Genomic DNA, 24,814 nt, shown 5'->3' with positions numbered 1-24,814 from the left:
GACCCAAGTCCCCCGTTTGCTTTGCATGCGCGACGACGCGGCTTATTGAATAGCCTTGTCGTTCGGGTGCGCGTACAGCTCCTTCATGCCGGCCGTCATCGGGTAGTTCAGGTTCAGGCCCTTCGGCGGAATCGGCGACAGGAACCACTTCTTGTACAGATCGTTCGCCTTGCCCGACTTCATCAGGTCGGCAATCACGTCGTCGGCCACTTTCTTGAACGCCGGATCGTCCTTGCGCATCATGCAAGCGTAGGTTTCGGTCTGCAGCGGCTTGCCCGTGACAACCCAGTCAGCCTGGTTCTTGGCCTTGGTGCGCTCCCCATACAGCAGCGGCTCATCCATCACGAAGGCCACAGCGCGGCCGATTCCAGCGTCAGGAACGCCTGGCCGTGATCCTTCGCGAGGATCAGGTTCATCTTGTCGGCATCCTTGGCTTCACCGTTCATCTTCTGCAGGATGCGGTCTTCGGTCGTGCCCGCGGTGGTCACCACGGTCTTGCCCTTCAGGTCGGGAAAGTCCTTGATGCCCGAGTCCTTCTTCACCAGCATCAGCATGCCGTAGATGAAGATGTTGTTCGAGAACGCCACCTGCTTCTGGCGCTCAAGGTTGTTGGTGGTCGAGCCGCACTCGAAGTCGATCGTGCCGTTCTGCAGCAGCGAAATGCGGTTCTGCGACGTGATCGGCGTGAGCTTCACCTGCAGCTTCTTGCCCACCGTCTTTTCCACACCCGCGATGATCATGTTGGAGATCTCTTGCGAATAGCCGGTGATGGTATTCGCGTCAGCCTGATACGAGAACGGAATCGACGACTCACGATAGCCCACCGAGATCACGCCCGTTTGCTTGATCTTGGCCAGCGTGTCGTTCGACTGCGCCTGCGCGCCGGTCGACAGCACTACCAGCGCGCCGGCCGCAGCCAGCGTCAGGCCGGACAGAATACGTTTGGTCGAATGCAAGGTCTTCATGCTTCCCCTCCTATGGGTGTGTTCGCTCCAGACTACTTGGGTTACCAATTGGCGCGGGCCAGATACGCATCATCGGGCCTGCGCGCTCGGTCTTTTGAATCTCGTTCTCGTGTCACGCGGCCAGCGCATACGGCACTGGGGAAATCGCGGGCTTGCGGCCGGCAATCAGATCGGTCAGCAAGCCTGCGCTGCCCAGCGCCAGCGTAAAGCCGAGTGCGCCGTGGCCCACGTTCAACCACAACCCTTCCACCGGCGATGCGCCCACCACGGGCACGCCCGTTGGCGTCGCAGGGCGCATGCCAGCCCAGGGTGCGGCATCGGCACCCGCATCATTCGCCCGCATGGCGCCCGGAAACAGCGCGCGCGTTTCGTCATACAGCGTCTGCGCGCGGCGCGTGTCCAGCGCCGTTGACCAACCCACCAGATCAGCCATGCCCGCCACACGCAGGGTCTGCCCGATGCGTGCATAGACGATCTTGCGCGCGGCATCCGTCACGCTGATCACCGGGGCAACATCGCCCTCGCCCAGCGGCAGGCTGATGCTGTAACCCTTCAGCGGATACAGGCCCGGGTCGATGCGCAATGGGCTGAGCAGGCTGGCGCTGGTCACGCCCGCAGCCATCACCACCGCATCGGCGGCAACTTGCTCGCCATCGTCCAGTTTGAGGCCGCGCACACGGCGCCCTTCGGTCCACAACGCTTCCACACCGGTATTGAAGCGCAGCGTCACGTTCGGCATCGCGCGCAGCCGGTTGAACAAGCCGACGCAGAGTTGGTGGCAATCGGCCACGTCTTCGTCTGGCGTGTAGATGGCGCCGACAATCTGGTCGCGCACGCCGGCAAGCGCGGGCTCGTGGGCGACCGCCTCATCGGCAGACAACGCATGCTGCTCACACCCAAGCGTGGCCTGATAGCCGACCTGCGCGCGGGCAGATTCAAACGCCGCAGCATCGCGATGCACCACCAGCTTGCCGCGCCGGGCAAAGCTGAATGCCAGATCCGGCAGCGCCTCCCGCAGCGCTTCCATGCGGGCGCGGCTGTAGAACGACAGTGCGAGCAACTCACGCGTGGTGCGATCGGCACGATCACGATTGCAGGCCGCGATAAAGCGCAGCCCCCAGCGCAGCAATGCCGGGTCCAGCGACGGTTTCAGCCGCAGCGGCGAATCGCGGCGCAGCAGCCAGCCTGGCACATGGGAAAGCACACCGGGGCCCGCCAGCGGCGCCACATAGCTGTAGCTCAACTGACCACCGTTGGCATAACTGGTGCCCTCGCCCGGGCCCGAATGCCGCTCGACCAGGGTGACCTGATGGCCTTCCTGAGCCAGCGCATAGGCCGTGCTGATGCCGATGATGCCGGCGCCGACTACTGCTATTTGCATGAAGAAGCTGCGAGATTTGAAATGTCAGGGGCAGCTTAAGGAGCCCAGCGGTGGTTGGGCAAATGCGGAGTTGTTGCGGGGGATGTTGTGGGGCTATGGTTTTTTTTGGACTTGGTGGTCCATCCCTTGTTTCATCCCCTGCCGGGGCTGACTCACTTTCTTTGTCTTGCCAAAGAAAGTAAGCAAAGAAAAGCGCGCCCGAGATGGCGACTTCCCCTTGAATTTCTGTAACCGTGCGGGGAAGGAGACAAACTCGCTGCGCTCAGACAGCCTCCTTCTTGTTTCCGCCGGCTGACACAAAGATTCAAGAGGCGCCATCCAGGGCAGGAACGGACAAACCGGCAGTGGGCCGCGGTCCGTGCGCAAGTCAGCTTAAGCGGGATGCGAAGCGGATCGGCACGCCGAAGGAAGAGTTGCGGCTTTCGCCCTCAATGTCAGTTGCGGCTACCAATATCGGCAGGCAGGCACCCTTTCCACCAAAGGCCGCGTCCGCCATTCAAGGGGCACGCGCTGTCCAGATATCGCCGTACCGAAAGCTGACGGTCGCAAACGCATACAAGCAATGGCGCGCCTCGCGCATGGTCCGGACCATGCCGCTGCGGCCAAATTCACCCGTCGGAATGGGTCACTCGTCGATCAGCTCGATGGTCACGACGCCTTCACGCTGCTGGCCAAGTTTGCCGATCGCGCTGTCGATGCTCCCGAGGCGAACCAGTCCCCGCGCATAGGGCGCCGTCTTGTAGAACAGGGCCAGGTTGCCCCACGGGGCGTAGTAAGCCAAGTCGCCCGCATCGGCGTCTGTACCCGCCGGCGCGCTATCCACAGTGAGTTCGTGGGGCAAGTAGGCGATCTTTTCTGCCGAGCCGAAGTCGCTCACCTCCAGTTGCAGCGGCAGCATGGATACCAACTCGTACGCCGCTGGCTGGTCGATCAGGGTGACGGTGAACGCGTCAGCAGAAAACCGAAAGCGGATCTTCATGGGCGCCATTCCAGACTGCATTGCAGGCCCGGCCATATCACGCCGCGTACTGGTGGTCGTCGACCTGCTCCATCCACTGGGCAGCCGATCCGTCACGCACTTCTTGGATGGCGATGTGCGCCATGGCATGAGTGGCCGAGGCGCCATGCCAATGCTTCACACCCGGCGGAACCCATGCAACGTCGCCAGGTTGGAGGGCGCGCCGGTCCTCGCCCCAAGCCTGGATCCAACCCTGGCCGGCGGTGACGATCAGGATCTGACCCACGGGGTGCGCATGCCAGGCTGTGCGGGCGCCGGGTGTGAAGGTGACCAAAGCGCCAGACCCCGGTGAGTGTGAGTTCGGCCCGAACATCCCGTCCACCACGACGGTGCCGGTGAAGAGTTCAGCCGCGCCGAGGGCCGAGGGTCGCGCGCCGACGGGGGTGACCTGAATGGTTGGCTGACGGGTCTGCCCGTCCGAGGCCGGCGAGCCAGCATTTGTGGTGATTGGGTCGTGCATATCGATACTCCTCGGGCATGAGGTCTGACGAAGGCAGGGGCGCACGGCCGGTTCACCCGCGTCAATACCGCCCGCGATTACGGGTCGTTGTTTCGCCCTTCCGGGCCTTGGAACGACTGTAGCGGCCATGCCCATTCAGCACTAGACTGCACAATCGGCATGGACTTATGGCTCGTTTCGATCAATGGACAGCGAGAACCTCAACGACCTGTACGCATTCCTCGCTGTTGCGCAGGAGCGCAGCTTCACCAAAGCCGCTGCCAAGCTTGGGCTGTCGCAGTCCACCCTGAGCCATACCGTCAGAGGACTGGAAACACGGCTGGGCGTGCGGCTGCTGACGCGCACGACGCGAAGCGTGGCGCCGACCGAAGCCGGTGAACAGTTGCTGCAGAGCGTGAGGCCCAAGCTCGAGGAGATCGCCGCCGACCTCGCGGCCGTGCGCGAATACCGCGACAAGCCTGCCGGCACCATCCGCATCACCGCGATCGACATCGCGGCCGACTTATACCTGTGGCCCCGGCTGCGGCCGTTGCTCGAGAGCTATCCCGACCTGAGAATCGAGATCGCTACCGACTACCGATTGGTGGACGTCGTCACTGAGCGCTTCGACGTCGGCGTGCGCATGGGCGACCAGGTGGCAAAGGACATGGTCGCTGTACGCATCAGCCCGAACATGCGCGCGGCGATCGCGGCTTCACCGGCGTACCTGGCCAAGCATGGAACGCCACGAACCATCGACGACCTGGCCCGACACCAGTGCATCACGCTGCGGCTGAGCAACGGCGCCGTCTACGCCTGGGAGTTGATAGACGACGGCAAGGACTTGGCCGTCAAGGTGGACGGACAGGCCACCTTCAGCGGGGCCTACCAGATGATTCGGGCCGCCATCGACGGCTGCGGCCTGGTGTTCGTGCCCGAGGATGTGCTCAAGCCCCACGTCGACGCCGGGCGCTTGGCATGGGTGATGGAGGACCACTGGCCGACCTGGCCGGGTTGGCATGTCTACTACCCGAGCCGACGCGAGTCATCTCGCGCACTCAAGCTGGTAATCGAAGCCCTGCGCAGTCCGGCGGTGCCGGGCTGATTCGGCGCCACGCGCCGCGCAGCGTTCGGCCATTGATCGTCGCGCAACAATGATTGCGCATGATTCATGGGCCACCTCGATAAGGCCATGCGATCTGCGGCGTCTAGTCCTGAGTGCCCTGCGGCCGTAACCTGCTGGTTAGCCTTGGGATGGAGCCCGAGGTCTCACATCAGGAGCAAGGAATCGTGGAAGGCAAAGTCATCATCATCACGGGCGCCTCGTCGGGCATCGGCGCGGCCACCGCCAAGCTCCTGGCGTCCAGGGGAGCGAAGGTCGTGCTGGGCGCACGGCGGCAGGACAAGCTCGAGGCGCTGGCCGACGAAATCCGCGCCGCTGGTGGCGAGGCCGCCTACCAAGTGCTCGACGTCACGAAACAGGCCGACAACGATGCCATCGTCAAACTGGCTAAGGAAACCTTCGGAAAGGTCGACGTGATCTTCCTGAACGCGGGGATCATGCCGAGTTCACCCCTGTCGGCGCTGAAAACAGACGACTGGCACGAGATGGTCGATATCAACATCAAGGGCGTGCTCAATGGCGTGGCGGCGGTACTGCCCACCTTTACCGCCCAGAAAGCGGGGCAAGTGATCGCCACGTCGTCGGTCGCGGGGCTCAAGGCTTACCCAGGCAGCGCTGTGTACGGCGGCACGAAGTGGTTCGTGCGCGACTTCATGGAGGTGCTGCGCATCGAGTCGGCCATGGAGGGCACGCACATCCGTACCGCCACCATCTACCCTGCCGCAATCCACACCGAACTGCTGAATACGATCAGCGACAAGGCCACTTCGACCGGCATGCACGCGCTGTACGAGACTCACGGCATTTCTCCAGATCGTATCGCCAGCGTGGTGGCGTTCGCGATCGAGCAGCCGGCGGACACGACGGTGAGCGAGTTCACTGTGGGGCCCACCACGCAACCCTGGTAAGACGAAACAGCGTTCTGAGCTCCAAACTTTCGACCAAAAAGCGCCGGTTGCCGAGTTCGAAGCCCCAACCATGGAGCGAAGAGCCCGGCGCTCAGCACTTCAAGTCCCAATGGCCGAGCAAAAAGCATCATGGGGTCGCTGCAAAAAGCAGCAACCGCAAAGCAAAAAGCCTTGCGGCTGGCGCTTGGAGCGCCGTGCGCAAGGCTTGAAGGTCCACCACCGGAGGTTGATGTGTCGCTCGTGAGGCTCCGGATGCCAGCAGAGGCTGTCGGCAGACCTTACTGCAACATAAACGTCTCGTACTCCAGCCGATCCAGCTTCCGGTCCAGGATCACCAGGCTCGCCATCACGACCAAGAGCAGTGACACGGCAAATCCGTATCCGTACCAGGCCGGCCCGAGCTGCAACGTAATCCACGTCAACACGCCGTTGAGCGCAACGAACGCGGCCGTCAACGCCAGCACCACGCGGCGCCGGTCCAGGTAGAAGAAGATGTTCACCACGCCCAGAAATACCACCTGCAAGCTGGCGGCAATGGTGTCGACATACAGCAGCGGCAGATACAGCTCGGAAATCTGCAACGCCCGCAGCACCGCAGCGCCCACGGCAAACAGGACCAGCGCGGCCATCGCCTGAATCTTCACGATCTCGTACAGGCCGGCGCGAATGGTCTGCACCATCGTGTTGCGCATGTCTTCGATGTGCTCAAGCGATGCCCCGCCACGCACGGCGTCATAGAAGGCGTCGTAGTACTCGACAAAGTCCGTCTCGATGCGAACCAGGAACACCGCCATGCCGGGGATGATGCCGAGGTACGCCAGGAACACCGGAATGTCGTAGATGACCGAGGCGTGCAGCGGCCCGATCACCTGCTGCCCCGTGCCCGGTGCGTACCAGAACATGAACTTGTCGAGCCAGATGCCGAGGTTGTAGAGCAGCCCGATCAACATGAGCGACGGATACGCAAACCGCTTGTCGAACACCTCGAACGACAGGAAGCGCCGACCGCTGAAGTTGCGGTAGATGAGCGCGGCCATGCCGATCAGCAAGAAGAGCTGCCCCGTCACGAACCCCAGCAGCAGCCCTTCCAACCCGAACCGGTTAAACAGCAGCGCCAGCAGCACGGTGAGCGTGTAGCCGACCAGGAAGATCCAGACAATCGCCTTGTACTGCTTCATGCCCGACAAGAAGATCACTGCGATCCAGATGTTGGCCATGACCACGAAACCGGCCAGCATCAGCAGCCGGTAGATGGCTGACTGCTGCGGAAACGCAAACACGATGACGAGCAGCCCAAGCCCACCCGCGACCAGCGTCATCACGAGCGACACGGCGTGGTAGTTGGGCAGGATCAGGTCATCGCGCTTCTCGAACAGGCGGTCGGACGTAAAGCGCGTGAAGGCAAGCTGCAGCGGCCCCGTCAGGATCAGGCTGACCGCAATCAGGTAGGTGACCGACACCTGGAACTGCGTGATGAGCGAGCCGGGAATCACGAACGGCAGGCTCAGGATACCGATCAGCAGAATCCCGACGATAGAGAGAATCCACGGCCCGGAGCTGATGATGCCCGCGTAGGTGTAGGCGCGCATCAGCCCGAGCAGGCTGTCGCGCTTGAGCATCTTGCGCAGCTCAAAACCAATGCCGGCCATCAGCGGGCTCCCTCATGTGGCTTGTTCTGCTGGGCGTGGTGCGGGCAGGCCGCGGCGGCGGCCTTCGCACCGTGCTCGATACTCAGATCGGGCAACGTCTTCAGGCGCGTATACAGCTCGCGGTAGCTGCCGACCATCATCTCTTGCGTGTAATAGCGCTCGACGCGGGCAATGCCAGCAGCCTGGGCCGCATGCCAGCGCGTTTCATCGCGCAGCAGCGTGAGCACTTCGGCAGCCAGGGCAGCCGGGTCGGCAATGCGCACCACGGCGCCAGCCGCGCCCAGTGCCGCGTCTTCGCCCTCCAGGCCGAACAGCAGTTGCCGGCACGAACCCACATCCGTCGTGACTGACGGCACGCCCGCGGCAAACCCTTCCAGCACCACCAGCGGCAGCGCCTCGCTGATGGAACTCAGCACCAACACGCCCACCTTTGGCAGGATGTCGTCGATCTTCTGGAAGCCCAGGAACTTGATGCGGTCGCCCAGGCCCAGGCTTTCAGCCAGGCTGTGGCATTCCTGCGCGTATTCCGGATCTTCGTCTTCCGGGCCGGCAATCCAGCCTTCCGCATCGGGCATCTCGCGCGTGATGGTCAGCATGGCGCGAATGAACGTCTTCACGTCTTTGATCGGCACCACCCGGCCGATCAGGCACATCACGCGCGGTACGCTGGCCTGCCGCTTCTCGCGCAACGCGGCCAGGCGCGGCAGGTTGATGCCGTTGGGGATGCTGCGCGTCTTCTCGGCCGGCGCGCCGTCAATGACCTGGCGCTGCCGATTACCTTCATACAGCGCGACGATGTCTTCAGCCGCGTCATAGCAGACCCGGCCCATGGTTTCGAAAAAGCGCACCCACAGATCGCGGAAGTAGCTGATCTGCGCGATGTCCTTCTCGAAGATGCTGCGGTTGTCACGAATCCACTGGCTCTGGAACAGGTCGATCTTCCGTTCCTTGGTGTAGATACCGTGCTCGGACACCAGCAGCGGACGCCCTCGCCTGTAGCGCAGCAGCGCGCCCAGGAAGCCTGCATAGCCGGTCGAGATGGTGTGGAACACCTTCACCGGGATGAGGTTTTCGGCAATGCGCACGAGCTGCCACAGCGGCTTGTGCATGATGCGCACGGTCCAGAAGTAGTCCGTGAACGACGGGTCGGTGCAGTAGCGCCGGTAGTAGTCCGTCATCATGTCCCACGCGCGGTGGCTGTAGAGGAACTGTTCCTCGGCCAGCGGGCCATCGTCGCGCAGGTCGGCAATCGAGGCGCGGATCAACTCGGCCGTCTCTTCCTTGTTTGCCGGATTGCGCAGCGCATCGTGCAGCTTGCGCGAGCGCTCGAACGCTGCGGCATCGCCGCCGCTGGCCTGCACCAGCGGCGGCGGCGGAAAGTCGTACAGGTAGTGGCACTCCAGGTGCACCACGTTGTCGGGAATGGCGTAGACGGGCTTGCCGTAATCCTCACGGCGGCTGCCGATGAAGACGATGGCAAAGCGGATGTCCGGAAACGCCCGGATCATCTGGTTGACCCAGCTCGACACCCCGCCGCTCACGTAGGGAAAGGTCCCTTCGAGCAGCAGCGCAACGTCGGCGGACTGGGCGCGCGGAAAGTGGTCGTTGCTCATGATGTCCAGTAGCGCAACAGCGGGCGCAGCAACGGCAGCGGAGAACGGCTGGAGAACTGCGCCAGCGCCGCACGCGCGCCGGCATAGTCGCGGCGCAGGTAGCAGGCTTCGGCCAGCGGGGGCAGCAGGCGGTCACGCGGGAAACCGAGGGATTCAGCGCGGCGCAGATGGGACTCGGCCACATCGGGCTCGCGGCGCGACAGGGCAAGGCGGCCGCGCATGTACCACAGCGCGGCGTTGTCGGGCTGGATGTCGAGCGCGGCGCTGGCGTAGCGCTCGACCTGCTCGGCGGTGTAGCGGTACACGTCGCCCTGCACGAGGTTCTGGTAGATCAGTTCCCAATACAGATCGGCCAGGCGCTTGTTGATGTCGTAGCGCGCCTCGGGCGTGGTGGCTTCTTCCAGGCGCGGCAGCTCGGCCAGAATCTTTTGCGTGAGCACCTTCTCGGCGTTGTCGAGCATGCCGTAGGCCAGCAGGCGGATATCGTCCACCGGATCGGCTAGCAGGTCGCGCAGCACGGGGCTGGCAGTGCGCGTGGGCATCGACTGCATGGCCACCAGCGCGGTCATGCGGCTTTGCACCGGCGCGCGCTCGTTGCTGAGTTGCGCACGCAGCCGCGCTCCGCCGCCATGCGTCACGCGTGAGATCAAATGCGCCACGAACACCGGCAGCCCTACATCGGCGATGTCCTTGTCGTCTTCGGGCTTGGGAAACAGCTTGGCGAGCAGCAGGCTGCCCAGCACCAGCAGGACGCCGGCCACCGGCACAAAAAAGCACAGCGCCGCCAGGTAGCCATACGTCCACACGAACGGCACGCGATAACGGCGCGGCAGCAAGCGCCACGCAGCCAGGCCGATCAGTGCGGCGGCGGTGCCCTGCAGCATCAGGCACGACAGCAGCAGCGCAAGGCTGTTGCCGGCATGCAGTGCCATCACCACTGCCGCGATCTGCGCCGAGATGCCGCCGAGCGTGAGCTTAAACATGGTCAATCCGCAGCATGGCCTGGCCGCCCCTATGCATCGAGATGGCAGCGCGCGAGGAAGCGCTGCAGCGCTTCGCCCGGATGCTCGCCGGTCACATGCAACGTCTGCACGCTGATGTGCCCGCCCTCGAAATCCACGCCAAACTGCGCGCGCAGGCTGTCTTCAATGCGCACCAGATAGGCCGACACGGCACCCGCGCCCGACAGCGGCATCAGCGTGATGATGGCGCGGCGGCTCTTGCCGCTTGACTGCCAGACAACGTCGAGCGCACGGCGGCTGCGCACCACGCTCTCGAACAGCGCATCGCTGGTCTCGTCCTGATCGAAGATGAGCGCCACCACCGACGAATCGATACCGGTATCGCGATGCAGGCGTGCCAGCCGGCCGAGATCGAGCGCGAACTCGTACGGCGCGTCGGGCACGAGATCCAGAATCTCGGAGCTGACGGTGAGATGGCGCACGCCGTCGGCGTAGTAGCCAAGCAGCACGAGCAGGAACTGCAGGTTCTCGTACGACAGCGAGAGGAACGGCATCTGATGTACGACCACCAGGCCGATCAGCTCATCCGCCCCCGAGAGCACCGGCGCGCACGCCACGTAGCGCGAGCCGTCTTCGGGGTTGTTCACATTCCGCAGCTCGGGCGCCTGCGGGTGGCCCAGCGTGTGGGTGTCGATGCAATGGCGGATCAACGGATCATCGGCAACGATGTCGAACGGCGTGCCCACGCGGGCCACCGGTTCGGTATCGACGCGGTTGCCCGTCACGCGCACCATGGCCGCCACTTCCAGTTGGCAGGCCTGCGCCGTCCATTGCAGGAAGGGCTCGGCGCCGGGCAGTTGCGCCACGTCAGGTTGGTTGTCACCCAGGCCATGTTCACGTGCGGCCAGCGCGATGTTGCGCAACTGCGTGAGCGTGTCGCGCAGCGTGGTCGGCTTGGCCAGCAGGTCGTTTTCCAGGCGCTCGTGCGAGAGGCGCAGCAGGAAGTGGTTTTTGGTGAGCGCCGCCAGCCGGTCGTTCAGGTAACCGTTGACGGTGCGGGCACGCGACAACCGCGCGCCCCAGATATCGCCGTACTGCCCGCCGACCAACACAAGCATCAGCCCGCCCAGGAAGTACATGCGCGGGAAGCTGCCGGCCTGGGCCGCCTGTCCGTAGAACACGGCCCAGGCGCCCAGCACCACCAGCGCGGCAAGCGCGCCGAGCAGCGTGCCGTAGCGCAGCGCCAGGATGAGCGGCACCAGCCAGATCCACGGAAAGCCGTAGCCGAGCAGCAGGGGGTTGTCCGGCGCGAACAGCCAGACGACGCCAATGGCCACCACCACCGTACCCAGCGTTTCGAGCACAGCGCTCGGGCTGGACACGGCGGGCGCAATCATGCGCCCATACCAGGTCGACGCGCCAATCCCCTGCGCGTTGCGCCGGCGCTCAGTTCGTCCACCCTGGCCGCGCCCATCGCCGGCGGCGCGGCCGGCCGATTGAGCGGAACCTGCCGACTCGGTCTTCATCAGCCCCGGCCCAGCGGCGAGAGCAGCTCGCGCAGCAGCTTCTGCGCCACCGCCGACACGGCATCGCGGCTCCAGCCGGTGCGGCTACCGGCCGCGCTCCAGATCACGTTGCCGGTCTGCACGTCAATCACTTGCAGCGTGATGCCGACCGCGGGCTCGCCATCCACACCGACCTTGTAGCGCCATTCATCCACGGCGCCGGTCAGGGCATAGCGGGCCTTCTCGCCACGTGCCCAATCCAGTGCGCGCGCCACGGCCTCGCGCTCGGCGGGCTCGAACAGCGACTCGCTGTTCAGGTTGGCTGGATACTGCTTGAGGTTGGAGAAGCCGCGCGCCTTGAGGATGCTGGCCGCAATCGTCTCCGCACGCAGGCCGGCCTGCGGCGTTTCGGTGTAGTTGGCGATGGGCAGGACCACCCACGCATCAGACGCGCTGGTTGCCGGCGCACGCGCGCTGTCGACCACCGCGCAGGCGGACAACACAAGCGCCGCACCAACGCCCGCTGCCACGGCCAGCCAGCGCCGGCGGCCGGCATGCATCTTGTTGATCAAGGGTGTCATCGCGTTCTCCCTGGAGTCTTCCGTTGTGTGCTTCATCTCGTTCTTTCCCCGTTGCTTTGTTCTTGCTTGTCAGTAGAGCCAGCGGTAGCGCAGGCCGATCTCTGTCAGCGGCGATGTCCCCGCGCGCGTAATCGACTGGTGCTCGATGTACAGCGCCAGATGGTCGTTGCCAAACACGCTGCCTGCCACGCCAAGCTGGGCCTGCACGCCCCACCCTTCGCGGTTGTCATGCAGCATGCCCGCATCCATAAAGGGCCGCCAGGCGCGCGTGTAGCGGTCCAGATAATCCGTGCCGAAACCAAACAGCATGCCGAACTGGTTGAACGAGCGCGGCATGATCTGGTCAACGTCCGGCGCGGCACCCGAAGGAAGCAGGCGAGCCATCAATGGGCTGACCGTGCCCGTCGCGTTGTAGCGTGCGACGGTACCAACCACGCGGATCGTGTAGTCCGGATATTCCACCCGGAAGCGGTGCCCGATTTCGCCATCGAACACCATGCCGCTGCCCAGGAACGAGCGGTCCTGCCCGTAGAAGCGGTCGCCTTCCACGCGGGCGCGCACGTACTCGTTTTGCGTCAGGCGCCAGTTGTTGCCAATCGAGAACAGATCCTTCACGCCGCCCACACGCAGTTGCGGCGTTTCATTGGCCGGCTGGTTGCGACCGATCGAAAGCTCCGTGCCCACCGGCCCGACCTGCCCCAGCAGGCCGTCCAGCCGGAAGGCGTAAAGCGAGCCCAGCCCCTGGCGCCAACCCACCGTGCCCTTCCACTGCGTGTTCTGCGTCTGGTACTGCGAGATCCAATCCACCTGCCGATCCTGCGCGGGCACGCCGGTCAACTGCGTATCGTCGGTCGAGCGCTGGTTCCGCTGGGTGGCACGCACGAGCATGCTGTAGTGATCGGTCAGGCGGATGCCGGCGGCGGCGCTGCTCTCGAAATACGTCAGCGGCGCCTGCTTGAACCACGTCTCGCGCGGCTCCAGCGCCTGTGCATTGGTCAGCAGCGTCTCCTGCACACGTTCGTGCAGTTGCTCGTCATCGGGTGCGGTGGTCAGCCCTTCAAACGACAGACGCTGCGCCTCACCGAGGCGGTCCGTCATCACGTTGGCATCGATGCGGTTGTAGAGCGGAATGCGGTCAGGCGTGTCGTCCAGCAGGCGGTTGAGCGTCTGCAGATCGCGCTCAGCCAGGGCAATGGAGATCTCGGCATAGGCCGGGCGCGTCATGCGGCGCGTGTATTGCTGCAGCAACCACGCGCGCGCCAGATCATTCGCCTCCTGCGAGAGCGCCCAGCCCAGCGCCGCTTCCTTGGTCACGGCGGAAACGAGCTGATCGCTCACGCGGGCCTGCTTGCGTTTGTCGGTGGGGGTCTGCGGCGGCTCCGGCGGCAACGTGTCGATATCGCCCAGCTCGGACTTAGCCATCGCCGAGCGGCCACCTTCGCGGGCCTGCTTCGTCGCGCGGCGATCATCGCGCAGCAGCTCGATCAACAGACGCTGCGCCAAGTCGCCAGACCCGAATGTTTGAGCCAGTGAGACGCGCCGGGCACGCAATTCGGTGCGCGCATCTTCTTCCAGCGGCGCCGCATCGCCATCCCCCACCGTGACGCGCGCGCCTACACGGCGGCCAATTGGCAGCTTGGTCTTGTCGCTGCCTGGCGTATCTTCAGCGCGCCACAGCAACCACCACGCCTCGCGGCGCAGCGCCCAGGCAGCATCGGCCTGACCGGCCATTTCGCGTGCATCGGCATAGGCCAGCAACCAGAGCGGATCGGTCTGCATCGACTTGCCCTGGCGGCCCAGGAAGCGCAGCGCCAGGTTGGCGTCAAACAACTGCAGGCCGGCGGCAGCGTAGGCACCCCAGTAAGCGGAATCGTTTTCGGCCTCGCTACGCCAAAGCGCCAATGCGCGCTTGAGCTCGGCGTTCTGTCCGGAATCCAGCAGGCCCCACAGGAAGGCCGCCTTCACATCGCTGCCCGCATCCGGCAGCGAGACTGCGCGCCGCAGGTCACGCATGGCGGCATCCCACTGGCCGCTCTGGCGGAAATACTCGGCCCGCGCGCCCAGCACGCCGGCGGATTGCTCGGCCGCTTTGCGCTGTTCTGGTGTGAGCGAGGCCAGCAACCCGTCGATGCGGCGGAAGGCGCGCGCACGCGTGTAGTAGTAGATGGCCTGCTGCAGGTGAACCATCGTGCCATCTTTGCGGAAAGCGAGTTCGGCCAGACGGCCAGCATCGATGGGGCTGGCGTCGTAGAAATCGATCATCGTTGTCAGATCGTCTGGCTCAGCCTTGCCGCCGATCAGCAACTGTCGATACGCCTCACGCGACAGATCATCACGCTGGTTCAGGCGCGCGAGCTGGGCGAAGGTCCGCCAATACAGGTCATCGGTTGGCAAGGCCGCCTTGTCTGCAGCCTGCATGGCGGCAAGCGCCTGCGCAAACTGCCCGCGCACGTACAGGATGTTCGCCAGCTTGAGCGCGTACTGCGCGTTGGGGCCGAACTCCTTTTGCAGACGCACGTAGGTGTCGTAAGCCTGATCGTCTTTGCCGGCGCGCTCGGCCAGATTGGCATAGCGCTCCAGCACCACCTGACGATGCGCCCCGTGCGCGATGCTGTTCAGATACGCCAGCCCTTCCACGGGTTCGCCCAGACGCTCGTACGCCGCGATGACCTGGTCGAGCAACTTCATGTCGCCCGGGGTGCGGCTTGCCTGGTAGCGCAGCCCGGCCAGATAGGCGTGGTCTTCGTGGAGCGCGGGCGCCAGACGCAGCACATGCTGCCAGGCCGCATCATCCCCAGTGGATTGCGCGTACGCGAGCCAGTAGTTCAACGCCGCCATCGGTTGGCGGTTCCACTCGGCCACCTGCGCGGCACGTTCGGTCCAGATTTTCAGATCGGGGCGTTGACGCACGGCGGCCTCGGTTACGCGCATGGCGTCGTTCAGATTGCCGCTGCCCATGAAAACCTGGAATGCGAGATCGTAGTCTTCCGCATTGAACGGGGCGATCCCGCGTGCGATGGCCTGTGCGCCCGACGGTTGTGAGGACGAAGCCGCATCGTCAGCCTTGCTCTGCTTATCCGCCACCGGGCGAATGCGCGCAGTGTGGCGCTGCCGACGCGCCAGGCCTTCTGGGCCATCCATGAACACCAGGTCTGCAGGGCTTGGCAGCGGTTCCGGCCGGCCGGCGAATGCCCAGTCATGCCGGGCGACACCGGAGGCCAAGGCAATGCCCTCGCCCGCCTGATGCCACGACAGCCGCAGCAGGCGCCGCGCGTATTGGTCTGCCAGATCCGGCCGGTTACATGCCATCGCCAGGCGCGTGAGAAAGCGCAGCGTTTCGGTATCGTCGATCAGCGGGCCAACACGGCGTTGCGCTTCTGTCATGGCGTCGTCGAGCAGGTTGCCAGCCTGCAGGGCCTTCAACCCGGCGATGAAGTAGCGGCGCTGTTCGTCGAGCGACTTGGCGGTGGCCTGCGCGGCAAAGTTGGCGGCGGCAGCGGCGCGGTATTCGCCCACGCCCAGCGCAATCTCAGCAGTACGCGCCTGCCATTGCGCGGCGCGCGCCACGTCCTGTTTAGCCAGGCGTTGATAGAACTGGATGGCAATCGCGCCCTGATCCAAGGCACGCGACTTGGCGGCGAGAACCTCCAGCTCGGCCGCAGTCCAGCGATAGTCCAGCGCCTGCTTGAGCAGACCACGCAGGTCGACCAGCATGGCGGCGCGCTGCGGATCCTTCGGTTGCAGCGCGTAGGCGCGTTGCTCTCGGATGGCGATATCAAGCAGCAGCGCTTCACGGTCGAGCGTCTTGTCGCGCAGCGCGCGCATGCGAGCGACCATGGCTTCGGCTTCTGCCAAGCGGCCCGTGCGCACGTACTGGGCAGCCAGCACGCTCAAGAACTCGCCGTCGTTCGGGCGCACGCGCAGCCAGGCTTCCAGGTAGGCCACCGACAGCGCATCGACCTTACCGCCCTCCAGCAGGCGAGCCTCCAAACGTTCGCGGGGAAACATCAAGGCGAGCGCCAGCCCGATCAGCGCACCCAGGGTACCGATCAGCCAGGCTGGCAGCAGCCGTTCACGCGGAGTCAGGTCAGCAGACCACATCGATACGTTGGTAGGTCACGGTTTGCGCAGCAGCTCCTGTCAGATCAACGCGCACGGTGTTGTCTTGTGCGCGGGCCGTGCGCGCTGGGTTGCCGTTGACCTTCACGCGGCAAGCACCTGCGTTGGCCAGACGAACAAACGGCTTGTAATAGCCGCCCGCCTCGAAACTCAACTCATTACCGTTTCGTGCGAAATTGCGTACAAAGGCAGCGGCTTCTGCAATGTACGCTGGCTTGGCCGACTCCGCCTCAGGTGCGAGCGTAAAGCGTGCGGCGCCGTCATCAAGATGGATATAGATACCGCCGGCCGCCTTGTCATACCCAACCACCCCCTGCGCATCCGCCAGGCGCGGCGTACCGCGCGCCATCCAGCGCAGTTCGCGCAGATCGCCATCACCGCGCACCACCCAGGTGTTGCCGTCACCGACTTCTCGGGCGATGGCCATGTTGCGGAAGTCCAGCACCTTGACCACATATTCGGTCGAATAGATCGGGAACACGGGCTGCGACAACGCGTAGTCATAGACCTTCTTCAAGGCCTTGAGTGACGCAAGCTTGGTGCCCGAATACATGTGGTAGTAGATGTTGATCGGTTTGAAGCGATACGGAGTGTCCGTCAACTGCAGCGTTTCAATCAGGCGATCGAAACCATAGAACGGCCCGGTCCAATCGTTTGTATAGACGTTCTCGTTCTGGTTTGGCGCAAACACTTGGTAAGCCCCTGGGCCCTTGTCGATGCCCAGCGGTGCAATCTCCGTCCACGATGGCGAGCTGCGTGTGATGGTGGTATCGCCGCCGTTCAGATTAAGAACGCCCGCGTCCCAGGCCATGCGCACGGCAATCTCGGGCGGCTGGCAGTCGCCCGACCACTGCAGGAGCTTCACGCGCTTGCCGGGCGGGGCCAGGCGCTCGTTGATGTAGTTGATGGAGCCCGCTATCTCGCGGTCGAGGCTGAACTTGTAGCCCGGAATGGACAGCGTGAATGCGGTGTCGCCACCGCCCTTGTCCGCACCCGGGCCTTCCTTGGCCCGATCAGCGGCCGCGCCGGGCACGGTGCGGCTCCAATCGAACGGGTGCGAATAGGTATGCGTGCCCAGTTCGACGTACGGCAGCGCGAACATCTGGCGCGCAATCGTTTCCAGGCGCGGCGTCAGCTTGGGGTAAAGGCCGCTTGCGCCCACCTCGCCCTCGATGACCGACAGCGTTGTCGGGATGCGGTACTTCTCCCACACGTCCTGCAGCAGCACCTCGCCGGAATATTCGGGGCCGGGAAACTCGGCGCGCGAGGCAAAGCCGTCGCCATCCACATGCACGAGCATGAGTCGGCGGCCGTTTTCAGAGGTCACGTCGGGGATCGGCATGTCTGGCAGCGCCAGTGCGCGGCGCAGGAACTCGATCGGCTGGACAACCCAACGCGCCTGCTCAACGGTGTCCATGGAGAACACCGCGTACGGATTCAGTGCGTAGCCGCCCCAATCGGTAATGGCAGCGGCATCAAACTCAAAGTTGCCCGATTTCAGCCGCAGCAGCGACTGCCCGTTCGCGCTCACCTGAATCGGCTGGGCTTCGCGGCGCTCCGGTTGCGGCGCCATCTCAAAACCCATCATCTTGTCTTGCGACACCACCGACAGCGGCCCGCTGGCACGCCCACGCACAAGGTGCAGCTTGAACATGTCGGCCATGCTCCCATCCACCGGCAGGCCAAACTGGTTCAGGAAGGCGATGTGCACGCCGTCATGAATACGTTGCCGCACCCACGACGACAGCGCCGCCACCTGCTTGACCGGACTGGTGTTCACCCACACCACCACGCCGGCGTAGCGGTCGGGTGGCACTGAAGCGGGCAGCGGCTTGTTGATGTCGGCGTACTCGACGTCGTAGCCGAGAAAGTTGAGTGGCGTGGCCACGAAGCGCACGCCCTCGCTGGTGTCAATGGTGGTACGCGGGTCGCGGTCCTGCAGGATCAATACCTTGCGCGGCAACACCTCGATGCGCCCCACGCCAATGGTCGACAGGTCTGGATCGGTCACGTAGGGCACCACGCCCTGCGCCTTGATACGTTTGGCCGTTTCGCGTGCGCAGGCACGGTCGGTGGGCGGGCAGTAATCGATGGCGATGACGGGCAGGTGGTAATCGTCGCGAATCTTGCGTACATGGCCCATCAGCCATTCGCGGTCCGCGTCGCTCACTTCCTTGTACTGCTTGCTGCCCTGGTCCCAGCCGCGATACAGCGATTCAAACGCCACCGCATACGCCTGGTCGTGCACCTGCGGCAGGATCTCAAACCCGCGGTTGAAGATCAGCTTGGCGTCCGGATAGCGCGCCTTGATCGCGCGAATCACACGCACCATGCCGGCTTCCTGCGCCGCGCGCGAGGCGTCGTCCTTGGCCACCAACTGATACGAGTCGAGCGTATCGAGAAAGAAGCCACGGTAGCCCTTCTCCCACAGCGGCTTGATGACGTGATCGACATAAAACGCCGGCCACTCGGGCTGGGCCTGATCCACCACGCGCGAGGCCCACGCCGCATTGCGGCCCAACAGCCAGGCCTTGGGCAAGTCCTTGTACCAGCTGCGCTGGGGCGTGACCTCGCCAACGCTCACGTAGGCGTACCACTGCGTCTTGGGCGTCTTGAACTGCGATGGATCGAACCCGTGGTCTGGCTCCACAACGATCGCGTCGAAGGCGCGCAACTGCGCCACGGGCGGCTTGTCGCCGTAGAACCACGCGATGTTCGGCGCGTTAACCGGAACTGAAGCTGTTACCCCTGACGCACCGGAGCCGGTGGTGGCAGGCGCTTGTTGAGCAAGCGTCACACAAGGCATCGATACGGCGGCTGCGACAAGAAGCCCAGCCAACCGTGCGATCGTCCCCGCCGTATTCCCCCGTTTCCCCCCGGTGCGCCGCTGTAAACGGCTGAGAACCCACATGAACTGGCACTCCGCTATGCAACTATGTGCATCAATTAGGCCGATCTGCGCCGGCACTGAAGATCGGCGCCTGTGATGACGCCGTCCGGAACCGCTGTTTTTCTTCACGGCTGCCGCCCGCAAACGCAGGCCCCGCAAGGCATACCGAGACAATGTGTCCGAAGGTGAAGTATCGCCGATGGCGTGGGTACACGGCAAACCACATTTTGGATGGCCGTCTATCCTCCTCGGACATAAACAATTGTTTGAGATCACCCGCGCACGCCGTGGTTTGACAAAGCGATCGGGGCTGCACCATGATCATTCGAAGCCACATTCCACGCGACCGTGCAGTTGTCGCTGCGCAACGACGCGACTTGCCGCGACGGCCCCCGCCACCATGTCCGCCCTCATCCTTGCCCTGCTGATCCTGATCAGCGCCTTTTTTTCTGCTTCCGAAATCGCCCTCACGGCCTCGCGGCGCACGCGCCTGCAAACCCTGGCAGACGACGGGGACACCCGCGCCTTGCGCGTGCTGCAACTCAAGGACATGCCCGGCAACTTCTTCACCGTGGTGCAGATCGGGGTGAATGCGGTGGCCATCCTGGCCGGTGTCATCGGCGACAGCCAGATTTCGGGGCCGTTGGCCGCGTGGTTGAGTGACTGGCTGCCGGCCGCCCGCGCTGAACGGATCGGCAGCATCGTTGGCTTCATCATCGTGACGGGGCTGTTCATTCTTTTTGCCGACCTGCTGCCCAAGCGCCTGGCCGTGCTTTACCCCGAGCGCTGCGCGATGTCGATCATCGGCCCGATGCACTCGTGCCTGCGCGCGCTGAGGCCGGTGGTGTGGCTGTTCAATGGGGCAGCCGACATGTTCCTCAAGCTGTTTGGTGTGCCGACGCACCGTGTCGACCAGATCACCACCGAAGACATCGCCGCCATGGTGGGCGCAGGTGCGCAAGCCGGCGTGCTGCGCAAGCACGAACTGGCCATGATCGAAAACGTGTTCGAGCTGGAATCACGCACGATCACCTCAGTGATGACCGTGCGCGACGAGGTGATCTACTTCACGGTGGACGAACCGGTGGAGTCGATCAAGATGAAGATCATTGCGCAGCCGCACGCGGAATACCTCGTCTGCCGCGAAGACATCGACTCGGTGCTCGGCTTCATCGCGTCCAAGGACATCCTGCAGCAGATCCTGTCGGAAGAGTCCTCCGCCGTGATCCGCAACATCAGCAAACATTACGACAAGAATCTGCTGGTGCTGCCGGACACGCTCAACCTGTCGCAGGCGCTCACGCGCTTTCGCGAGATGCACGAGCGCTTTGGCGCGGTGGTCAACGAATACGGGCTGGTGGTGGGTGTGGTGACACTCGACGACATTGTCGGCGCGGTGATGGGCGACATCCTGTACCTGGGCGAAGACGAGCAGATCGTGCGTCGCGATGACGGCTCATGCCTGATCGACGGTGTCACGCCGCTGGGCGACGTCAAACGCGCCTTCGACCTCGACGACCTGCCCGGCGAACACCACGTCGAAACCCTCGCCGGGCTAGTCATCTACGCGCTCAAGCGCATTCCCAAGAAGAGCGAAACCGTCGACATCGGGCCACTGCATATTGAAGTGCTCGATATCGACAACCACCGGATCGATCAGTTGCTGGTTTCGCGGCGCATCGATCCGCCGGCAGGGGCCGCGCCCTCGGCGTCGTGAGCGGCAAAGACTTCCTTGGCGGCAAACATGCCGTTGAGCGCCGCCGGAAAGCCCGCGTATAGCGCCATCTGCAGGATCGTCTCGGTGATCTCCGTGCGCGTGAGCCCGACGTTGAGCCCCGCCGCAATGTGCACCTTCAACTGCGGTGCCGCGTGGCCCAGCGCCGTGAGCGCGGCAATGGTGGCGATCTCGCGCTCGCGCAGCGTCAGGCCCGGGCGGCAGTAAACATCCCCAAACCCGAATTCGACGATGTAGCGGCCGAGGTCGGGCGAGACGTCGGCCATGGCCTCGACCACGCGTTCGCCAGCCACATCATCGACTTCCTTCAGCTTTTGCCAGCCGCGTGCGTAACGGTCGTCCTGCAGGTTGGCGTGGTTTGCGGCTTGTGCTGTGTGCGTGTTCGGTGTCATGCGCGTCCTCGTTCGGTTGGCGTTTCGGCTGGTGTTTCGATTTGGAAGATGAGGGAGCGGAGCCTGACGCGTTTTCCACGGCTTCAATCCGAGCCCGGATGCCGTCATAGACGACGAGTTTGACGCGCAGCACGGCCAGCGTTTCGGCCCGTGCGCGCAGCTCCGCTTCCAGCGCCGCGGCATGCGATTCCAGCAGGCGTTGGCGCGCCGACACACTCTCCAGACTGTCGCCCTGCCGCCGCAGCGCAGCGTACTCCTGCATCTGCGCGATCGGCATGCCGGTATCGCGCAGGCGCAGCAGGAACTCAAGCCACCTCATGTCTTCGGTGCGGAAGACACGATGGCCGTTATCGCGTCGCTGCACGCTGTCGAGCAGGCCGATGCGCTCGTAATAGCGCAGCGTATGCGTCGACAGGCCGCTGGCTTCTGCAACTTGGGCGATGGTCAGGAATGTGGTCATGAACGGAGCTTAGAAGTTAGAGCGCACTCTAAGTCAAGCGACTTTAACGTGAATCTTTTCGGCTCGCACAAAACAAAGCGCCGGCCCCTTCTCGGAGGCCGGCGCTTTGGTGTGCAGAAAATCGACGGGCTACAGCAGATCAGCCGCCCACGCCGTACGCGCTCTTGTCCTGATGCTTCGGACGATGGTCGCGTTTCTTTTTCTTCTTCTGAAGTTGCGTTGCCTTTTCGCCTGCGGCAGGTGCCGACGCGGCGGGTGCCGGCGCGGCCGTGGCAGGTGCCGGAGCTGCTGCAGGTGCGGATGCCTGCGCAAACGCGCCGGCGCTGAAGACTGTAGCCACGAGGGCGGCCAGAAGCTTGTTCATCGTGTTGTCCTTATAGAAGAGACTGGTTTGTGGCGCTACCGGTATCGGATGGAGCGTGACCCAATGCGCTCCCACGCCCGCGATGCAATGCGCGGCCTGACATCGAAATGGCCCACGCATCACCACGCAGTGTGGTGTACGCGTCAGCGGTTGTCCACCCGACGCCTGACGGTACGCCGATGCGCAGGGCCTGGCCTTGATGTGTCTCAACCCATCGCAACAGACATTGGACGCAGCGAACCTACCTTGTTACGCGCGCTTACACCGTCGGCAGAACGCTTACAAACGGCGGTCGGCCCGCTCTCACTGTGAGACGTTTTTGGAGGCATGGATCGTAAATGGGACGAGATCCATGTATCTGGAGTCCCAATATCCCGCTTGTATCTGTTTAAGGAGTCTCACATGAAAGTCGCTCAATCCCTGGCCGCTCTGATCGTTGCTGGTGCCTTCGCAGCCCCCGTGTTCGCAGCTGGCACCGCGTCCGCACCGGCCGCGGCACCTGCACCGGCTGCGACCGCTGCAGCGACGACCACCGATGCCGCTTCGGCACCGAAGGCTGAAGCCAAGCACGAGAAGAAGCGCACCCACAAGAAGGCCCACAAGGCTGCAGCCAAGTCGGAAGCCAAGACCGACGCTGCTTCGGCACCGAAGGCCGCTGCGCCCACCAAGCAATAAGGCAGCCGCGCCATGAAAAACGCCGGGCACTCCCGGCGTTTTTTTATTTGGATGAGCAAAGTTGAGCATCGGGGCGCGATCTCGCGTTGTGGGTGAGCATGATCTCTTCTACGATCCACGCGTGTCTCCCCGCCCGGTCCGGCTTGCATGGCGGGGCAGGGTTATTTGTCTATCGCCCCCTGCGACTCATCTCACGCATGCTCCCAAAGACCAAGAAACCGATCACGCTGCCCTTCGCCGCGCTAGCAACCCTTGCAACCCTGCCGCTGTTCGCCGGCGCTCAAACCATTCCCTTGCCCGACGTGCTGGCAGCCGAACAGGCGCTAAGCGCCGGCAAGCCCATGACAGCAACCATCGATCTGACGCGCTGCAAGGGCGACACCAACACCACGCCTGCTGGACAGACGCGCGGCGGTCTCACGGTCAATGCGTACCGGATCCAGCCGGACCACACCCTCAGCTTCGCCGACACCCATTTCACCGTCGGCCGTGATGGTGCGCCCATCACACAATTCCTGCGCTACACCATCACGGCCGATGGCACCGCGCGCTTTGCCTCGTACATCTTCGCCATGCCCGCCTACACGCTGCAAAGCCAGGTCTCGTACACGTGCAAGCTGGGAGACGGCGTCAAGCTGTTTGTGCGGTTCTGAGCGTGCGGCAATCGAAACCGTCATCGTTGGACGCAAAGTAGTCAGCGCCCGCCTAGCGTCGGGTCACGCCACCCTACCAAGCGGATAACGCTGGCAGGGTGGCCATCCGCCCCGCCGAGTGCCCCCTTGCAGCGTCATCCGGCATTCCGGCGGTTCCACTAGAATGGCGTGCCCGCCGTTTCCTTCGCTCACACTCCTTTCGAATTTCTGCTCTCTCATGCCGCTGTCTCCGCGCGCCCTGCCCGGCTTTGCGTTCTTCCTTCTGATGACCATCGGGGCATTGAGCAGCACCGCCCAGGCCCAGACCGTACCCGCCGCCAGCACGGAAAGCAGCGCAAAGAACAGCGCCGAAGCCGGCGACTGGAGCATTGCTGTGGGCCCGGCGATCTACGTGTCGCCCAAGTATCCGGGCGCGAAATCGAGCTTCGTGTTTCCGTGGATCGATCAGGAGATCGAGTACAAGCGCCGGTTCTTTTCCAAGGGGATGGACTTTGCCGGCGTGTACCTCGCCAACAACGACACGTGGCAGGTGGGCGGCAACTTTCAGTTCGACCCGACGTGGCGCCATGCGCATGACGACGCGCGCCTGAATGGTCTGGGCAACGTCAATGCCACGGTGCGCGCAAAGGCGTTCGCGCAGTACACGGTGTCGTTCCTCACCCTGTCCACCGATGCGGAGCAGGACATCCTCGGTAACCGCCAAGGGTTGATCGCCAATGCCGATGTCTACGCAAGCGCGCCGGTCGGCCGATGGCTGTTCAGCCTTGGCACCGGCGTGTCGTGGACGAACGGTCAGTACATGCGTACGTTCTTTGGCGTGGACGATGGGCAAAGCGCCCGTTCGGGCCTGCCGGTATTTGCCACGCATGCGGGGCTGCGCGACATCCACTTCAACGCCATCGTCACCTGCAAGCTCGATGACCGGTGGACGGCCAATGGCTCGCTCACGGTTGCGCGGTTGCACGGAGATGCCGCCGACAGCCCGATCACGCAGCGTCGCCAACAGACCACGGCCATGGCCTCGCTTACGTACCGGTTCCGCTGACATCGCACCCAAGATCGGGCGCCGACCGGGCGCCGCGATGTGCGCAATCGCTTGCGCAGGCAGGTGACGTTTTCCTCGCAAACCTGTGCACGCGAGGCAATCTGCCTATGAGACCAGAACTTGGCCCGCGCGCCTCTCAGCCAAACGGACCATGCTTCCTTTTCACAACAGGCATGCACGTGGACTAGCGCAATCGCCCCGCTTTTTTTGCTAGTCTGTTTGGCAAGCGGCGATCACTTCCGATCAATGCGCGGGCAGTAAACGGTGTCTTCCCACCGGCGGCGGACACCGCAAGACAGGAGGGCTTGACCATGTTGCGGTGGATTGCAAACTGGGC

Annotated in this window: 19 protein-coding genes and 1 pseudogene; 6 read left to right on the top strand and 14 right to left on the bottom strand. The window is 63.9% G+C overall.

Annotation, left to right across the window (positions count from 1 at the left end; translation table 11 throughout):
* Positions 1-42: 42 nt before the first annotated feature.
* The 4 genes and pseudogenes from DOD19_RS03615 to DOD19_RS03595 all read right to left on the bottom strand — a co-directional run bounded on the left by DOD19_RS03615 (position 43) and on the right by DOD19_RS03595 (position 3,824).
* Positions 43-965: pseudogene (locus tag DOD19_RS03615) on the bottom strand (glutamate/aspartate ABC transporter substrate-binding protein).
* Between the two features lie 112 nt (positions 966-1,077).
* Positions 1,078-2,346 carry a D-amino acid dehydrogenase gene (locus tag DOD19_RS03610; protein WP_112184029.1) on the bottom strand — a complete coding sequence of 423 codons (1,269 nt, stop codon included), beginning with the start codon at positions 2,344-2,346 and terminating at the stop codon, positions 1,078-1,080.
* 625 nt (positions 2,347-2,971) lie between these two features.
* A complete protein-coding gene (locus DOD19_RS03600; protein WP_112184329.1) occupies positions 2,972-3,325 on the bottom strand; it encodes a cyclophilin-like fold protein in 354 nt (117 codons plus the stop codon).
* Positions 3,326-3,362: 37 nt separating this feature from the next.
* Positions 3,363-3,824, bottom strand: a complete 462-nt coding sequence (locus DOD19_RS03595) for a cupin domain-containing protein (RefSeq protein WP_112184027.1) — start codon at positions 3,822-3,824, stop codon at positions 3,363-3,365.
* 184 nt (positions 3,825-4,008) lie between these two features.
* Between DOD19_RS03595 and DOD19_RS03590 the strand changes: the two genes are divergently transcribed.
* Together DOD19_RS03590 and DOD19_RS03585 are read left to right on the top strand one after the other, a co-directional pair.
* A complete protein-coding gene (locus DOD19_RS03590; protein WP_112184025.1) occupies positions 4,009-4,908 on the top strand; it encodes a LysR family transcriptional regulator in 900 nt (299 codons plus the stop codon).
* A gap of 182 nt (positions 4,909-5,090) precedes the next feature.
* Positions 5,091-5,834 carry an SDR family oxidoreductase gene (locus tag DOD19_RS03585; RefSeq protein ID WP_112184327.1) on the top strand — a complete coding sequence of 248 codons (744 nt, stop codon included), beginning with the start codon at positions 5,091-5,093 and terminating at the stop codon, positions 5,832-5,834.
* A 278-nt stretch (positions 5,835-6,112) separates the two neighbouring features.
* Here DOD19_RS03585 and pelG read toward each other — a convergent pair whose 3' ends face one another.
* The 7 genes from pelG to DOD19_RS03550 all read right to left on the bottom strand — a co-directional run bounded on the left by pelG (position 6,113) and on the right by DOD19_RS03550 (position 19,069).
* Positions 6,113-7,483 (bottom strand): exopolysaccharide Pel transporter PelG, encoded by a 1,371-nt coding sequence (gene pelG, locus DOD19_RS03580; protein ID WP_024975115.1) that lies wholly within the window; start codon positions 7,481-7,483, stop codon positions 6,113-6,115.
* Positions 7,483-9,096 carry a GT4 family glycosyltransferase PelF gene (gene pelF / locus DOD19_RS03575; protein WP_112184023.1) on the bottom strand — a complete coding sequence of 538 codons (1,614 nt, stop codon included), beginning with the start codon at positions 9,094-9,096 and terminating at the stop codon, positions 7,483-7,485. The genes pelG and pelF overlap by 1 nt, the downstream gene beginning before the upstream one ends.
* Positions 9,093-10,079: a lipopolysaccharide N-acetylglucosaminyl transferase gene (locus DOD19_RS03570; RefSeq protein ID WP_112184021.1), complete on the bottom strand. Its 987-nt coding sequence runs from the start codon at positions 10,077-10,079 to the stop codon at positions 9,093-9,095. Before DOD19_RS03570 ends, pelF begins: the two co-directional genes overlap by 4 nt.
* A 29-nt stretch (positions 10,080-10,108) precedes the next feature.
* On the bottom strand, positions 10,109-11,584 hold the full coding sequence (locus DOD19_RS03565) for a PelD GGDEF domain-containing protein (protein ID WP_112184019.1): 1,476 nt from the start codon (positions 11,582-11,584) through the stop codon (positions 10,109-10,111).
* Positions 11,584-12,144, bottom strand: a complete 561-nt coding sequence (locus tag DOD19_RS03560; protein WP_112184018.1) for a penicillin-binding protein activator LpoB — start codon at positions 12,142-12,144, stop codon at positions 11,584-11,586. The genes DOD19_RS03565 and DOD19_RS03560 overlap by 1 nt, the downstream gene beginning before the upstream one ends.
* A 69-nt stretch (positions 12,145-12,213) precedes the next feature.
* The gene (locus DOD19_RS03555) at positions 12,214-16,245 is read right to left on the bottom strand and encodes a tetratricopeptide repeat protein (RefSeq protein ID WP_112184017.1); all 4,032 of its coding nucleotides are present in this window, start codon (positions 16,243-16,245) and stop codon (positions 12,214-12,216) included.
* Positions 16,232-19,069: a bifunctional glycoside hydrolase 114/ polysaccharide deacetylase family protein gene (locus DOD19_RS03550; RefSeq protein ID WP_112184016.1), complete on the bottom strand. Its 2,838-nt coding sequence runs from the start codon at positions 19,067-19,069 to the stop codon at positions 16,232-16,234. Before DOD19_RS03550 ends, DOD19_RS03555 begins: the two co-directional genes overlap by 14 nt.
* A gap of 484 nt (positions 19,070-19,553) precedes the next feature.
* Between DOD19_RS03550 and DOD19_RS03545 the strand changes: the two genes are divergently transcribed.
* Positions 19,554-20,870 (top strand): hemolysin family protein, encoded by a 1,317-nt coding sequence (locus DOD19_RS03545; protein ID WP_024975109.1) that lies wholly within the window; start codon positions 19,554-19,556, stop codon positions 20,868-20,870.
* On the opposite strand, the gene DOD19_RS03540 is transcribed toward DOD19_RS03545, so the two are convergent.
* The 3 genes from DOD19_RS03540 to DOD19_RS03530 all read right to left on the bottom strand — a co-directional run bounded on the left by DOD19_RS03540 (position 20,810) and on the right by DOD19_RS03530 (position 22,104).
* Positions 20,810-21,280: a carboxymuconolactone decarboxylase family protein gene (locus tag DOD19_RS03540; protein WP_112184015.1), complete on the bottom strand. Its 471-nt coding sequence runs from the start codon at positions 21,278-21,280 to the stop codon at positions 20,810-20,812. The genes DOD19_RS03545 and DOD19_RS03540 overlap by 61 nt on opposite strands.
* Positions 21,183-21,740 carry a MerR family transcriptional regulator gene (locus tag DOD19_RS03535; RefSeq protein ID WP_112184013.1) on the bottom strand — a complete coding sequence of 186 codons (558 nt, stop codon included), beginning with the start codon at positions 21,738-21,740 and terminating at the stop codon, positions 21,183-21,185. Before DOD19_RS03535 ends, DOD19_RS03540 begins: the two co-directional genes overlap by 98 nt.
* A gap of 139 nt (positions 21,741-21,879) precedes the next feature.
* Complete coding sequence (locus tag DOD19_RS03530; protein ID WP_024975106.1) at positions 21,880-22,104, bottom strand: hypothetical protein; 225 nt, start codon at positions 22,102-22,104, stop codon at positions 21,880-21,882.
* Between the two features lie 402 nt (positions 22,105-22,506).
* Here DOD19_RS03530 and DOD19_RS03525 point away from each other — a divergent pair, with 402 nt between their 5' ends.
* The 3 genes from DOD19_RS03525 (at position 22,507) to DOD19_RS03515 (ending at position 24,477) form a co-directional block, all read left to right on the top strand.
* A complete protein-coding gene (locus tag DOD19_RS03525; protein ID WP_112184011.1) occupies positions 22,507-22,779 on the top strand; it encodes a hypothetical protein in 273 nt (90 codons plus the stop codon).
* A gap of 197 nt (positions 22,780-22,976) precedes the next feature.
* Positions 22,977-23,432, top strand: a complete 456-nt coding sequence (locus DOD19_RS03520; protein ID WP_024975104.1) for a VirK family protein — start codon at positions 22,977-22,979, stop codon at positions 23,430-23,432.
* Between the two features lie 217 nt (positions 23,433-23,649).
* Entirely contained in the window at positions 23,650-24,477 is an 828-nt protein-coding gene (locus tag DOD19_RS03515; protein WP_112184009.1) for a MipA/OmpV family protein, read from the top strand.
* Positions 24,478-24,814 lie beyond the last annotated feature (337 nt).

The organism is Ralstonia sp. GX3-BWBA (assembly GCF_003290055.1).
GTDB classification, from domain to species: Bacteria; Pseudomonadota; Gammaproteobacteria; order Burkholderiales; family Burkholderiaceae; genus Ralstonia; species Ralstonia holmesii.
The sequence above is the reverse complement of the archived record's forward strand: the minus strand, read 5'-3'. Positions and strand labels throughout refer to the sequence as shown.

Bases quoted from the DNA above. Each gene is read 5' to 3' on its own strand.
- DOD19_RS03610 (WP_112184029.1), bottom strand. From the start codon at position 2,346: ATGCAAATAGCAGTAGTCGGCGCCGGCATCATCGGCATCAGCACGGCC.
- DOD19_RS03600 (WP_112184329.1), bottom strand. From the start codon at position 3,325: ATGAAGATCCGCTTTCGGTTTTCTGCTGACGCGTTCACCGTCACCCTG.
- DOD19_RS03595 (WP_112184027.1), bottom strand. From the start codon at position 3,824: ATGCACGACCCAATCACCACAAATGCTGGCTCGCCGGCCTCGGACGGG.
- DOD19_RS03590 (WP_112184025.1), top strand. From the start codon at position 4,009: ATGGACAGCGAGAACCTCAACGACCTGTACGCATTCCTCGCTGTTGCG.
- pelG (WP_024975115.1), bottom strand. From the start codon at position 7,483: ATGGCCGGCATTGGTTTTGAGCTGCGCAAGATGCTCAAGCGCGACAGC.
- pelF (WP_112184023.1), bottom strand. From the start codon at position 9,096: ATGAGCAACGACCACTTTCCGCGCGCCCAGTCCGCCGACGTTGCGCTG.
- DOD19_RS03570 (WP_112184021.1), bottom strand. From the start codon at position 10,079: ATGTTTAAGCTCACGCTCGGCGGCATCTCGGCGCAGATCGCGGCAGTG.
- DOD19_RS03565 (WP_112184019.1), bottom strand. From the start codon at position 11,584: ATGAAGACCGAGTCGGCAGGTTCCGCTCAATCGGCCGGCCGCGCCGCC.
- DOD19_RS03560 (WP_112184018.1), bottom strand. From the start codon at position 12,144: ATGACACCCTTGATCAACAAGATGCATGCCGGCCGCCGGCGCTGGCTG.
- DOD19_RS03555 (WP_112184017.1), bottom strand. From the start codon at position 16,245: ATGTGGTCTGCTGACCTGACTCCGCGTGAACGGCTGCTGCCAGCCTGG.
- DOD19_RS03550 (WP_112184016.1), bottom strand. From the start codon at position 19,069: ATGCCTTGTGTGACGCTTGCTCAACAAGCGCCTGCCACCACCGGCTCC.
- DOD19_RS03545 (WP_024975109.1), top strand. From the start codon at position 19,554: ATGTCCGCCCTCATCCTTGCCCTGCTGATCCTGATCAGCGCCTTTTTT.
- DOD19_RS03540 (WP_112184015.1), bottom strand. From the start codon at position 21,280: ATGACACCGAACACGCACACAGCACAAGCCGCAAACCACGCCAACCTG.
- DOD19_RS03535 (WP_112184013.1), bottom strand. From the start codon at position 21,740: ATGACCACATTCCTGACCATCGCCCAAGTTGCAGAAGCCAGCGGCCTG.
- DOD19_RS03530 (WP_024975106.1), bottom strand. From the start codon at position 22,104: ATGAACAAGCTTCTGGCCGCCCTCGTGGCTACAGTCTTCAGCGCCGGC.
- DOD19_RS03525 (WP_112184011.1), top strand. From the start codon at position 22,507: ATGAAAGTCGCTCAATCCCTGGCCGCTCTGATCGTTGCTGGTGCCTTC.
- DOD19_RS03520 (WP_024975104.1), top strand. From the start codon at position 22,977: ATGCTCCCAAAGACCAAGAAACCGATCACGCTGCCCTTCGCCGCGCTA.
- DOD19_RS03515 (WP_112184009.1), top strand. From the start codon at position 23,650: ATGCCGCTGTCTCCGCGCGCCCTGCCCGGCTTTGCGTTCTTCCTTCTG.